The organism is Micromonospora sp. URMC 107 (genome assembly GCF_051386315.1).
Lineage (GTDB): Bacteria > Actinomycetota > Actinomycetes > Mycobacteriales > Micromonosporaceae > Micromonospora.
The window spans coordinates 89,633-104,234 of record NZ_JBPQTK010000002.1; the positions used below are offsets into that span (position 1 = coordinate 89,633).

Here is a 14,602-nt window from a genome sequence, read left to right on the forward strand (position 1 = left end):
CGTGACACCACAGGTCCCCGGGCGGCTCAGGAGAGCCCGAGGTCCTGGTCGATGAGGTCGAACAGCTCCTGGTTGCTGGCCACCCGCAGCCGGTCCGCCACCTCGGCGGTCTCCTCCCGGCGTTCCTCGACGGTGCCGAGCCGTTCGAGCAGGCTGTGCAGCCGCATCGTGATCCGCACCCGGCCGATGTCGTCCGGGTCGCGCAGCGCGAGGGCGCTCTCCAACTGGTCCAGCTCCGCGAGGGTCGGCAGCGCCTCCACCGACGCCTCGCTGAGCAGTTCGGCCCGGAGGTGTTCGGCCAACGCCTGCGGCGTCGGGTAGTCGAACACCACCGAGCTGGGCAGGCTCAGGCCGGTCGACCGGGCCAGCCGGCCGCGCAGCTCCACCGCCGTCAGGGAGTCGAAGCCGAGGTCCCGGAAGGGCCGGCCGGCCTCCACCGCGTACGGGCTGTCGTGCCCGATGACCTCGCCCGCGGCGGTGCGGATCAGGTCCACCAGCAGCCGCGCCTGTTCGGCCTGCGACAGCTCGCCGAGCCGCTTGCGCAGCTCGCCGGCGACCTCGTCGCCGTCCTCGGCGTCGGCCCGTGCCGCCGCGGCCTGGGCGGCCACCTCGGCGATCTCGCTGATCAGCGGCCGGGGCCGGGCGGAGGCGAACACCGGCGCGAAGCGGTCCCAGTCGATGTCGGCGACGGTGAGGGCGGCGTCGTCTCCGTCGAGGCCGGCGCGCAGGGCGGCCATCGCCGGTTCCCGGCCCAGCAGGGACACCCCGCGCCGGCTCATCGCCGCCGCGTGCGCGTCGGTCACCATGCCGCCGCCGGCCCACGGTCCCCAGTTCACCGAGAGGTGCCGGGGACCCCCGGCCGGGCGGGACTGCGCCCAGGCGTCGAGGAAGGCGTTCCCGGCCGCGTACGCGCCGTGGTCGCCGACGCCCCAGACGGCGGCGATGGAGGAGAAGTGGACGACCAGGTCGAGCGCTTCCGGGTCGAGGAACTCGTCCAGGTGCCGGGCGCCGGCGATCTTGCCGGACACGACGTCGGCGAGTTCCTCCCCGGTCACGGCGGCGACCGGGTTGAGCCGTCCCACCCCGGCGGCGTGCACCACCGCGTGCACGGTCTCGCCGTCGGCGCGCAGGCCGCGCACGAGCTCCGCGACCGCGTCCCGGTCGGCCAGGTCGCAGGCCAGGACCCGCGCCTGGGCGCCCAGCGCGGCCAGTTCCGCCACCGCCTCGTCGGCCCCGGGGGCCGCCGCGCCGCGCCGGCTGACCAGCAGCAGCCGCCGCGCGCCGTGCCGGGCGAACCAGCCGGCGGCGTACCGGCCGACGGCGCCGGTGCCGCCGGTGACCAGGACGGTGCCCGGCGACCGCCAGTCGGCCGGCGTCTCGGCGCGGGGCGTGCGGGCCAGCCGACGCAGGTACGTCCCGGAGTCGCGCACCGCGAGCTGGTCCTCGTGCCCGGTGGCGGTCAGCGCCGCCAGGACGTGCCCGGCGGCGGCCGGGGTCAGGGTCGCGGGCAGGTCCAGCAGGCCGCCCCAGTGCCGGGGGTGCTCCAACGCGGCCACCAGGCCGAGGCCCCACGTGGTGGCCTGGGCGGGGCGGGCGACGGGGTCGTCGGCGGCGGTGGCGACGGCCTGCCGGGTGAGCAGCCACAGCGGCACCGGCGGCAGGGCGTCCGTGACCGCCTGCACCAGGGCGAGGTTCGCGGTCAGCCCCAGGGGCACGGCGGGCCGCTCGGGGTGCGGTCGCTCGTCGAGAGCGAGCAGCGACACGATCCGGGTCGGCGCGGCGTCGGCGAGCTGCGCGGCGAGCGCCGTCCGGTCGGTCGTGGCCGGGTCGACGGCGAGCTGCCGCACGGTGCCGCCCCGGGCGGTGACGAGCTCGGCGAGCCGGTCGACGACCGGCTGGTCCGCGCCGCTGTGGACCAGGGCCCAGGTGCCGTCGACGGTGCCCGCCGCGAGTGCCTGCGCACGCCAGGTGATCCGGTACCGCCAGCCGCCGGCGAGGGTGTCCTCCTGCTGTTGGCGTCGCCACCGGTCCAGGTCCGGCAGCAGCTCCCGCAGCGGCCGGTCCGCGTCGAGGCCGAGTTGGCCGGCGAGCGCGTCGCCGTCGCCCGACGCCACGGCCCGCCAGAACGCCGAGTCGACGTCGTCGTGGGTGGTGGCGGCGGGGGTGCCCGCCGCGGCGTCGAGGGTCGGCCAGAACCGCTGGTGGGCGAACGCGTACGTGGGCAGGTCCACGGGGCCGGCGCCGGGCAGCAGCCGCGACCAGCGTACGGCGACGCCCTGGCAGTGCAGTCGCGCCACCGCGCCCAGCAGGGTGGCCACCTCGTCCTGGCCGGGCCGCTGCACGCCGGTCACGGTGACCGGGGCGTCCGCCGGCAGCGCGTCGGCGGTCAGGGCGGTCAGCACGGTGTCCGGCCCGATCTCCAGGAACCGGGTCACCCCGTTGGCGTGCAGGTGGGTGACGGTGTCGGCGAAGCGGACCGCCTCGCGCACGTGCCGGACCCAGTAGTCGGGGGTGCAGAGCTGCTCGGCGTCGACGACCGCGCCGGTCAGGTTCGACACCAGCGGCACCGTCGGCGGGGCGTACTCCAGGGTCGCCGCCACGGCCGCGAAGTCGGCGAGCATCGGCTCCATCAGCGGGCTGTGGAAGGCGTGGCTGACCCGCAGCCGCTTCGTGCGCACCCCGAGGCCGGCGAAGTGGGCCGCCAGGTCGGTCAGCGCGTCCTCCGCGCCGGCGACGACGACGGCCGTCGGCCCGTTCACGGCGGCGACGGCGACCCGGCCCCGCGTGTCGGTCAGCGCCCGCAGCACGTCGACCTCGGGTGCGGCGACGGCGAGCATCCCGCCGCCGGCGGGCAGGGCCTGCATCAGCCGGCCCCGGTTGCCGACGAGCGCGCAGGCGTCGGCCAGGGACAGCACCCCGGCCACGTGGGCCGCGCTGATCTCCCCCACCGAGTGGCCGGCCACGAAGTCGGGCCGGATCCCCCAGTGCTCCAGCAGCCGGAACAGCGCCACCTCGACGGCGAAGAGCCCGGCCTGGGTGAAGACCGTCTGGTCGAGCAGGTCGGCCTCGGCGGTGCCGGGCTCGGCGAACAGCACCGGACGCAGCGGTCGCGGCAGGTACGCGTCCAGGTGCTGGCACGCCTCGTCGACGGCCGCGGCGAAGAGCGGGAACGTCTCGTACAGCCGGCGGCCCATCCCGGCGTGCTGGGCGCCCTGGCCGGAGAAGAGCGCCGCGAGCGCGCCCCCGGGTTCGGCGACGCCCCGGATGAGTCCGGGGTGGTCCTGCCCGGCGGCGAGCGCCCGCAGCCCGGCGAGGGCGGCGTCGGCGTCCGCGGCGAGCAGCACCGCGCGGTGCCGCAGCGGGGAGCGTCCGGTGGCCAGGCCCCGGGCCACGTCGGCGGCGGGCGTGCCGGTGTGCGGCAGCCAGTCGGCCAGCCGCGCCGCCTGGGCCCGGAGGCTGTCGGCGGTGTCGGCCGAGACGACCCAGGGCAGCACCGGCGGCCCGCCGGCCGGCCGGGGCGTGCCGGTGTCGGCCGGCGCGGCGGCGGGTGCCTGTTCGAGGATGACGTGCACGTTGGTGCCGCTGACCCCGAACGACGACACGCCGGCCCGGCGCGGCCGGTCCACCTCCGGCCACGGCTGCGCCTCGGTCAGCAGCGCGACCGCGCCCGCCGACCAGTCCACGTGCGGCGAGGGCTCGTCCACGTGCAGGGTGGGCGGCAACAGGTCGTGCTGGAGCGCCAGCACCATCTTGATCACGCCGGAGACGCCGGCGGCGGCCTGGGTGTGGCCGATGTTCGACTTGACCGAGCCGAGCCAGAGCGGCCGGTCGGCGGGCCGGTTCCGCCCGTACGTGGCGAGCAGCGCCTGCGCCTCGATCGGGTCGCCGAGCCGGGTGCCGGTGCCGTGCCCGTCGACGGCGTCCACGTCGGCGGCGGTCAGCCGCGCGTTGGCCAGCGCCTGGGTGATCACCCGCTCCTGGGCGGGCCCGTTGGGCGCGGTGAGGCCGTTGCTGGCGCCGTCCTGGTTCATCGCCGAGCCGCGGACGACGGCCAGGATGCGCCGGCCGTCGCGCTGGGCGTCCGAGAGCCGCTGCAACATCAGCAGGCCCACGCCCTCGCCCCAGCCGGTGCCGTCGGCGGCCCCGGCGAACGACTTGCACCGGCCGTCGAGGGCGAGCCCCCGCTGCCGGGCGAACTCCAGGAACGGCCCGGGGGTGGCCATCACCGTCACGCCGCCGGCGACCGCGACGTCGCACTCGCCCTGGCGCAGGGACTGGCAGGCCAGGTGCAGCGCCACCAGCGACGACGAGCAGGCGGTGTCGACGCTGACGGCGGGGCCCTGCAACCCGAAGTGGTAGGCCAGCCGGCCGCTGATGACGGCGGCGACGTTGCCGGTGGCCTGGTAGCCCTCGGTCTCGACCCGGGCCGCCATCAGGAGCGTCGCGTAGTCCTGCCCGTTCGTGCCGACGAAGACGCCGGTGTTGGTCTCGCGCATGTCGGCCGGCGCGGTGCCGGCGCGCTCGAACAGCTCCCAGGCGCTCTCCAGCAGCACCCGCTGCTGCGGGTCCATCACCATCGCCTCGCGCGGGGAGATGCCGAACAGGGCGGCGTCGAAGCCGGCGGCGTCGGTGAGGAAGCCGCCCTCCCGGACGTACGAGGTGCCGGGGCGGTCGGGATCGGGGTCGTAGATCGCCGCCAGGTCCCAGCCCCGGTCGGTCGGGAACTCCGCGATCCCGTCCCGCCCCTCGGCGACCAGTCGCCAGAGGTCCTCGGGGCCGGCGACGCCGCCGGGGTACCGGCAGCTCATCGAGACGATGGCGATCGGCTCGTCCAGCGCGGTGGCGGCCCGCACGGGCGCGGTCGCCGGGGCGTCGTCACCGGTGAGCCGGGCGGCCAGGTGGTCGGCGAGGGCGTCGGGCGTCGGGCGGTCGAACACCAGGGTCGCCGGCAGGGTCAGCCCCACCGCCTCGGCGAGCCGGTTGCGCATCTCGACGGCGCTGAGCGAGTCGAAGCCGATCTCCCGGAACGACCGGTCCGCCGCCAGCGCCTGCGGCGAGGACAGCCGCAGCACCGCTGCCGCGTGGACCCGTACGAGGTCGAGCAGGACCCGGCGTCGCTCCGCTCCGGCTAGGCCGGCCAGCCGGCCGCGCAGCGGCGAGGCCGCGTCGGGCGCGTCGGCGTCCCGCTGCCCGGCGGCGAGCAGCCGGGCCACCTCGGGGACGTCGGCGATCAGCGGCCGGGGGCGGGCCAACGTGTAGGTCTGCAGGAACCGGTCCCAGGCGATGTCCGCCACGGTGAGCGTGGTCTCGCCGTGGTCGAGCGCCTCGGCCAGGACGGAGACCGCGAGGTCGGGACGCATGGCCCGCACGCCCGAGCGGAACATCTGGTCGGCGGCGCCCTCGGCGTCGACCATGCCGCCGCCGTCCCAGGCGCCCCAGGCGATGGCGGTGGCCGGCCGGCCGCGCCGTCGCCGGTCCTCGGCGAACGCGTCGAGGAAGGCGTTGGCCGCGGCGTAGCCGCCCTGGTGCCCACCGCCCCAGACGCCCGCGCCGGAGGAGAAGAGCACGAACGCCGACAGCTCGTCGCCGCACACCGCGTCGAGGTTGACCGCGCCGGCCACCTTCGCGCGCAGGGCGTCGGCGAGTTCGGCCACGTCGGTGGCCGCGACCGGTCCGGCGTGGGCGACCCCGGCGGTGTGGAACACGGCCGAGATGCGGGTGCCCTGCCCGGCCAGCCGCTCGACGAGGGCCCGCAGGGCGTCGGGGTCGGCGACGTCGCAGGCGGCCACGGTGACCGTGGCGCCGGCGGCGCGCAGCTCGGTCGCCAGCTCGTCCGCGCCGGGCGTGGCGGGGCCCTGGCGGCCGGTCAGCACCAGCTCACCGGCGCCCTCCCGGGCCAGCCAGCGCGCCACCTGGGCCCCGATCGACCCGAGGCCGCCGGTCACCAGGACGGCGCCGCTCGCCGGCCGCCAGTCGCCGGCCATGGCCCGCTCGGTGCGGGCCCGGACCAGTCGCCGGGCGAACACCCCGGAGGGGCGCAGCGCCAGCTGGTCCTCCGCGTCGACGCCGGCCAGCACCGCCACGAGCCGGGCCCGGTCCCGTGGGTCCAGCGCGGTGGGCAGGTCCACCAGGCCGCCCCAGCGGTCCGGGTGCTCCAGGGCGACCACCCGGCCGAGCCCCCAGAGCATCGCCTGCCGGGGGTGGTCGAGCGGATCGGCCCGGCCGGTGGAGACCGCGCCGGCGGTGGCGCACCACAGCGGGGCGGTGACACCGGCGTCGCCGAGGGCCTGGACCAGGGCGTACGTGCCGGCGAGGCCGGCCGGCACCACCGGGTGGGTCGGGTGGGCGGCGTCGTCCAGGCCGAGCAGGGAGAGCACGCCGGCGACGGATCCGCCGGTGACGCCGGTACGCGCCAGCCGGTCGGCCAGCGCCTGCCGGTCCGTCTCGGTCGCGTCGACCCGGACGACCTCGGCCCCGCCCTCGGTGAGGGCCCGGGCGACGCCGTCGACGAGGGGGTGCGCGGCGCCGGCCGCCGGCACCAGCAGCAGCCAGGCGCCGGACAGGGTGGCCTCCGACGTGACGGTCACCGGCTTCCAGGTCACCCGGTACCGCCACGAGTCCACGGTGGACTCGTCGCGGCGGCGTCGGCGCCACGAGGAGAGCAGCGGCAGCGCGGGGTCGAGGGACCGGGCCGCCGTCTCGTCGATCCGCATCGCGGCGGCCACCGCCTGCGGGTCGGCCCGCTCCACGGCCTCCCAGAAGTGCCGGTCCGCCTCGTCCTGAGCGGCGGGGGCGGGGCCGGTCGGCACCGGCGCCTGCGGCCAGTACCGCTGGCGCTGGAAGGCGTAGGTCGGCAGCTCCACCGGCGGGCCGCTGCGGGCGTCCAGGAGCGCCGTCCAGTCCAGGGGTACGCCGTGCACGTGCAGCCCGGCGAGGACGGTCAGCATCCGGAGCCAACCGCCGGCCCCGGTGTCGGCGGCGGCCACCACGACGGCGTCCCCGGCGGCGGCGTGCGCGATCTCCCGCATCCCGGCGGCGAGCACGGGCTCGGGGGCGGCCTCGACGAAGACCTGGTGGCCCTCGTCGAGCAGGGCGCGCACGACGGGGTCGACGTCGCCGCCGTCGGCCAGCCCCCGGTACCAGTGGGCGGCGTCGAGGCCGTCGGTGTCGACCTGCCCGCCGGTCGCCGCGGAGTGCAGCGGCACCTCGGCCGCCCGGAGGGTGGTCCCGGCCAGCGCGTCCGGGCCGGCCTCGGCCCGGCTGCCGAGGGCGATCGTCCTCGCCGCGTCCGCCAGCGACAGCGCGCCGGCCACGCAGGCGGCCGCGACCTCGCCGTGGGCGTGTCCGACCACGGCGGCGGGCCGGACGCCGAGCGAACGCCACCAGCGGGCCAGCGAGACCGCCACGGCCCACCGGACGGGGTGCGCCACCCCGGCGTCCGTCGGGGACGGGGCGCCGTCCGCGCCGCGCAGCACGGCGGTGAGCGACCAGTCCACGTGGGGTACGAGGGCTGCCTCGCACTCGGCGATCGCGGCGGCGAACTCCGGCGACCGGTCCAGCAGCTCGACGGCCGTGGCGGGCCACGGGTCGCCGTGGCCGGGGAAGACGAGGACGGGGTCGCCGCCGCGCAGCGCGGTGCCGGTGACCGTGGCGGGGGTGGCCTCGCCGAGGTGGAACGACTCCAGTGCCCGCGTCAGGCCGACGGTGTCCCGGCCGAGGACGACGGCGCGGTGTCCGAACGCCGCCCGGGTGGTGACCAGGGCGTGCGCGACGTCGGCCGGTTCGAGCTCCGGGTGCGCCGCCAGGTGCGCGCCCAGCCGGGCGGCCTGGTCGCGCAGCGCCGGGGCGTCCACGGCGGAGAGCAGCAGGGGTACGACGCCGCCGCGCGGACGGCCGGCGGCGCGTCCGTCGACCGCCTCGGCGGGCGGCTGCTCGATGATCACGTGCGCGTTGGTGCCGGAGATGCCGAACGACGACACCGCCGCCCGACGCGGCCGGTCCACCTGCGGCCACGGGGTGGGCTCGGTGGCGAGGGCCACCGCCCCGGCCGACCAGTCGATGTGCGGGGACGGCTCGTCCACGTGCAGGGTCGGCGGGACGACGCCGTGCCGCATCGCCAGCACCATCTTGATCACACCGGCCACACCGGCTGCGGCCTGGGTGTGCCCGATGTTCGACTTCACCGACCCCAGCAGCAGCGGCCGGTCGACGGGCCGGTCCTGCCCGTAGGTGGCCAGCAACGCCTGCGCCTCGATCGGGTCACCCAACGTCGTACCCGTGCCGTGCGCCTCCACCGCGTCCACGTCGGCCGGAGTCAGCCGCGCGTTCGCCAGCGCCTGGTGGATCACCCGCTGCTGCGACGGACCGTTCGGCGCCGTCAAACCGTTCGAGGCACCGTCCTGGTTGACCGCCGTGCCGCGCAGGACGGCGTGGATCCGCCGGCCCTCGCGCTGGGCGTCGGAGAGGCGCTGCACCAGCAGCACGCCGACGCCCTCGGACCAGCCGGTGCCGTCGGCCGACGCGGCGAACGACTTGCAGCGGCCGTCCTGCGACAGACCACGCTGCCGCGAGAACTCGATGAACGTCCCCGGCGTCGCCATCACCGTCACACCACCGGCCAGGGCAAGGTCACACTCGCCGCTGCGCAACGCCTGCGCGGCAAGGTGCAGCGCGACGAGGCTCGACGAGCATGCGGTGTCCACGGTCACCGCCGGGCCCTCCAGCCCGAACGTGTACGCCACCCGACCCGACAGCACGCTGCCCGAGTTGCCGGTGCCGACGTAGCCCTCGACCTCGTCGGCCTGTTCCATCAGCCGCGTCGCGTAGTCGTGGTACATGACGCCGGCGAAGACGCCGGTCCGGCTGCCGCGCAGCCGCTGCGGGTCGAGACCCGCCGACTCGAACGACTCCCACGACGCCTCCAGCAGCAGCCGCTGCTGCGGGTCCATCGCGAGGGCCTCGCGCGGCGAGATGCCGAAGAAGGCGGGGTCGAACTCCGCCGCCCCGTACAGGAAGCCACCGTGGCGGGTGTACGACGTGCCGGGGTGGTCGGGGTCCGGGTCGAACAGGCTCTCCAGGTCCCAGCCGCGGTCGGTGGGGAACTCCCCGATCCCCTCGCCGCCGGCGGCCAGCAGCGCCCACAGCTGATCGGGGGTCTCTACGCCGCCCGGGTAGCGGCAGGCCATCCCGACGATGGCGAGCGGCTCGTCGGCCCGGGTCGTGGTCCGCGCGCCCGGCGCGGCGGGGCCGCTGGCGGCGCCGGCCAGTTCGGCGTGCACGTGGGCGGCGAGCGCCTGCGGCGTCGGGTAGTCGAAGACCAGTGTCGAGGGCAGCCGCAGGCCGGTGGCCGCGTTGACCCGGTTACGCAGGTCCACGGCGGTCAGCGAGTCGAAGCCCAGCTCCCGGAACGCCCGGTCGGCCGGCACGGCCTCGGCGCCGCCGTGCCCGAGCACCTGCGCGACGAGGCCGCGCACCAGCACGTCGATCTGGGCGCGCGCCTCGTCGGCGGTGAGGCCGCCGATGCGGGTCGCCCAGGTGGTGCCCTGTCCCGCCTGGCGGCGGGTCGTGGTCGTGCCGACCAGGGCGCGGAGCATCGGCGGCACCAGGCCGGCGCCGGCCGCGGCCCGGAGGGCGGCCAGGTCGATCACGGCGGGCACCAGGGCCGGCCGGTCGGCGCCCAAGGCGGCGTCGAACAGCCGCAGCCCGGTCTCGGCGCTCATCGGCGCCAGACCCGCCCGCGCCGAACGCGCCCGGTCCGCCTCCTCGATCGACGCCGCCATACCCGCCGTGTCCCACATGCCCCAGGCGAGGCTGACGGCCGGCAACCCGAGCTGCCGCCGGTACGCCGCCAACCCGTCCAGGAACGCGTTGCCCGCCGCGTACGCCGACTGACCCGGCGAACCCAACACCCCCGCCACCGACGAGAACACCACGAACAGATCCAGGTCCAGCGACGCCGTCGCCTCGTGCAGGAACCAACCCGCCGACACCTTCGGCGCCAACACCGCACCGAGCCGCTCGGCGGTCAGCCCCTCGACCACCCCGTCGTCCAGAACGCCGGCGGTGTGCACCACACCCGCCAACCGGCCCCCGGCTGCGATCTCGGCAACCAACGCACCGACCTGGTCCCGGTCCGTCACGTCACAGGCCACCACCCGCACCGACGCACCTGCCGCCGACAGCCGCTGCGACAACTCGCCCGCACCCGCGGCCTCCGGGCCACGCCGCGACACCAGCACCAGCGACCGCACCCCGTGCACCGACACCAGATGCTCCGCCACCAAAGCGCCCAACGCACCCGTACCACCGGTCACCAGCACCGCGCCGTCACCCACCACCGGCGTCTCCACCGACGCCGGGACGACCGCCCGCACCAGACGCGGCACGACCACCGCACCCGAACGCACCGCCACCTGACCACCGAACGCCACCGGCTCGTCCGCCACCGCGGCCAGCACACCCAGCAGCCCAGCGTCCACCGCACCGTCGACGTCCGCCAGCACGATGCGACCCGGGTGCTCCGACTGCGCCGACCGCAGCAGACCCCACACCGCCGCACCCGCCAGGTCCGTCACCCGGTCGCCGGCACCGACCGACACCGCGCCCCGGGTCACCACCACGAGCCGCGAATCCGCCAGCGCGTCCGCCGCCAGCCAGGACTGGACGACTGCCAGCACGTGCGAGGTCGCCGCGCGTACCGCGTCGGGGTCGTTGTCGTGGCCGGCGTCCGTCGCGCCTTCGTGGTCGCGTCGCTGCGCGCTGCCCGCCGGCACCAGCAGCAGGCGCGGCGTCACGTCCGACGCCGCGGTCACCGCCTCGACGTCGGCGTACGCCGGCAGGTCCACGCCGACCGGCGAGCCCAGCAGCGCCCAGCCGGCGGCGTCGCCGGCCGGGGTGACCTCCTGGGACTGCCAGGCGACCTCGAACAGCGAGCGTGCCGACGCGTCCGGGGACGACACCCCGGTCAGCTCCCGCAGGGCGAGGGAGTCGACCGACACCACGGCCGCGCCCGACTCGTCGCACGCGACCAGCCGCACCGCCGAACCCGCCCGCGTCAGCCGCACCCGCAGCACCCGCGCGCCCGAGGCGTGCACCTGCACACCCTCGAACGCGAACGGCACCCGCGGCCCGCCCGACTCCTCCGTGCCGGGCAGCAGCCCGATCGGGTGCAGAGCGGCGTCCAGCAGCGCCGGGTGCACCCCGAACCCCGCCGCGTCGCCCGCCACCTCGTCCGGCAACGCCACCTCGGCGAACACCTCGTCGCCGCCGACCCACACCCGGCGCAGTCCCCGGAACACCGGCCCGTACGCCAGGCCGCGCTCCGCCAGCGCCGGATACCAACCGGCCACGTCCACCTCGGACGCGCCAACCGGCGGCCACTCCCCCACGCCCGGCTCGTCGGCCGACGCCGGCTCCAGCACGCCCTCCGCGTGCCGGACCCACTCCGGGTCGACGGCCTCCTCCGGCTGCGAGTGCACGGTCACCGACCGGGTGCCCGCCTCGTCGGCCGCGCCGACGCGCACCTGCACCCGCACCGCACCCGCCTGCGGCAGCACCAGCGGCGCGGCCACGGTCAACTCCCGCACCTGCGACGCGCCCACCTCGTCGCCCGCCCGCACCGCCAACTCGACCAGGGCGGCACCGGGCACGATCACCACGCCGGAGACCGCGTGGTCGGCGAGCCAGGCGTGCGTCGACGTGGAGAGGCGGCCGGTCAGCACCACCATGTCCTCGCCGGCCACGGAGACGGCCGCGCCGAGCAGCGGGTGCCCGGCCGCGCCGAGGCCGGCCCCGGAGACGTCCGTCCACCGGCCCGCCGGCTCCAGCCAGAAGCGCTGGTGCTGGAAGGCGTACGTCGGCAGGTCCACGTGCCGGCCGCCGGCCCGGCCGAGCAGGTCCGCCCAGCCGACGGTCAGGCCGTGCACGTGCAGCAGCGCGAGGGCCTCGAGGAGGGCCTGCGGCTCGGGCCGGTCGTGGCGCGACACCGGGACCAGCAGGGGCGCCGGTTCGTCCTCCGCCCGCTCGGCGAGACAGTTCTGCGCCATGGCGGTCAGGACGCCGTTCGGTCCCACCTCCAGGTAGGTGTCGACCTCCTCGGCGCGCAGGCAGTCGACGGCGTCGGCGAAGCGCACCGTGCCGCGTACGTGCCGCACCCAGTAGCCCGGGTCGCAGAGCTGGTCGGCGTCGGCGATGCGGCCGGTCAGGTTCGACACCACCGGGATCGTCGGCGGCCGGTACGTCAGCCGCTCGGCGACGGCCGCGAACTCGGCGAGCATCGGGTCCATCCGCGCGCTGTGGAAGGCGTGGCTGACCCGCAGCCGGCGGGTCTGCACGCCCCGCTCGGACCACACCCGCTGCACCTCGTCGAGCGCCTCGACGTCGCCCGCCACCACCACGGCGGCGGGGCCGTTCACGGCGGCCACGTCCAGCCGGTCGGTCAGCCCCACCAGGGAGCCGGCCACGGCGGCCTCGTCCGCCGCCACGGCGAGCATGCCGCCGCCCGCGGGCAGCGCCTGCATGAGCCGGCCGCGCGCCGCGACCAGCGCGCACGCGTCGGCCAGGCTCAACACCCCGGCCACGTGCGCCGCCGCGATCTCGCCGATGGAGTGCCCGGCCACCAGGTCCGGCACCACCCCGAACGACTCCACCAACCGGAACAGGGCCACCTCGACGGCGAACAACCCCGCCTGGGTGAAGACCGTCTGGTCCAACAGCTCCGCCTCGGGCGTACCCGCCCCGGCGAACAGCACCTCGCGCAGCGCGCGCGGCAGCAGCGGGTCGAGCTGCGCGCACACCTCGTCGAGGGCGGCGGCGAAGACCGGGAAGGCCGCGTACAGCTCGCGGCCCATGCCGGCGCGCTGCGCCCCCTGACCCGAGAAGAGGAAGGCGACCTTGCCGCGCGGGGCCGACGCCCCGGTGGTGACGGTGCCGGTCGGCTCGCCGGCGGCGAGGGCCCGCAGCCCCGCGAGCAGGTCGTCCGCGTCGCCGGCCAGGACCACCGCGCGGTGTTCGAGCCCCGCGCGGTTGACCGAGGAGAACGCGACGTCCACCGGGCGCAGGGAGTCGACGCGGGCGAGGTGGTCGGCCCAGCGCCCGGCCTGCCCGGCGAGCGCCTCGGGCGTACGGGCGGAGAGGAACACCGGGGCGAGCGGGAGCGCCAGCGGCGCGTCGGCGACGGGCGCGGCCCCGTCGGTGGCCGGGGCGTCGTCGGCGGGCGCCTCCTCGAGGATGACGTGCGCGTTCGTACCGCTGATGCCGAACGACGACACGGCGGCCCGGCGCGGCCGGTCGGTGGCCGACCACGGGCGGGCCTCGGTCAGCAGCGAGACCTGCCCGGCGGACCAGTCGATGTGCGGGGACGGCGCGTCGACGTGCAGGGTGGCGGGCATGGTGCGGTGCCGGATCGCCTCGATCATCTTGATCAGGCCGGCGGCGCCCGCGGCGGCCTGGGTGTGGCCCAGGTTCGACTTGACCGAGCCCAGCCAGAGCGGCCCGCCGTCGCCCCGGTCCTGCCCGTACGTGGCCAGCAGCGCCTGCGCCTCGATGGGGTCGCCCAGGGTGGTGCCGGTGCCGTGCGCCTCGACCACGTCGACGTCGGCCGGCGAGAGCCGGGCGTTCGCGAGGGCCTGCCGGATCACCCGCTCCTGCGACGGGCCGTTGGGCGCGGTGAGCCCGCTGCTGGCGCCGTCCTGGTTGACCGCGCTGCCCCGCACCACGGCGAGGATCCGCCGGCCGTCGCGGCGGGCGTCGGAGAGCCGCTGCAGCAGCAGCACCCCGACGCCCTCCGACCAGCCGGTGCCGTCGGCGGCGGCGGCGAACGACTTGCACCGGCCGTCCGAGGCCAGGCCCCGCTGGCGGGAGAAGTCGGCGAAGGTGCCCGGGGTGGACATCACCGTCACGCCGCCGGCGAGCGCGAAGTCGCAGTCGCGCTGGCGCAGCGCCTGCGTCGCGAGGTGCACGGCGACCAGCGACGACGAGCACGCCGTGTCCACCGTGACCGCCGGTCCTTCGAGCCCGAAGGTGTACGCCACCCGCCCGGACACCACGCTGCCGGAGTTGCCGGTGCCGATGTAGCCCTCGACGCCGTCGGGCAGGTCCAGCACCCGGGAGGCGTAGTCGTGGTACATCACGCCGGCGAAGACGCCGGTCCGGCTGCCGCGCAGCCGCTGCGGGTCGATGCCGGCGTGTTCGAACGCCTCCCAGGAGGTCTCCAGCAGCAGCCGCTGGTGGGGGTCCATCGCCAGGGCCTCACGGGGGCTGATGCCGAAGAAGCCCGGGTCGAACTGCGGCGCGTCGTAGAGGAAGCCACCCTGGTTGCTGGTCGACGTGCCCGGGTTGTCCGGGTCGACGTGGAAGAGCCGCTCCAGGTCCCAGCCCCGGTCGGTCGGGAAGTCACCCACCCCGTCGCCGCCCCGGTCGACGAGGTCCCACAGCTCCGCCGGGCTGGACACGCCGCCCGGGAACCGGCACGCCATCCCGATGACGGCCATCGGCTCGCGGTCCTTGGCCTCCACCTCGCGCACCCGCCGGCGCGCGTCGCGCAGGTCGGCAGTCGCACGCCGGAGGTAGTCGAGGAACTCTGCCTCAGTGGGCATCGGGCCAC

The 14,602-nt window shown here is 76.9% G+C and carries 1 protein-coding gene; it reads right to left on the bottom strand.

What is annotated here, in order from left to right; translation table 11 throughout:
- Window positions 1-26: 26 nt before the first annotated feature.
- Window positions 27-14,594, bottom strand: a complete 14,568-nt coding sequence (locus ACSNN9_RS00770; RefSeq protein ID WP_436670686.1) for a type I polyketide synthase — start codon at window positions 14,592-14,594, stop codon at window positions 27-29.
- Window positions 14,595-14,602 lie beyond the last annotated feature (8 nt).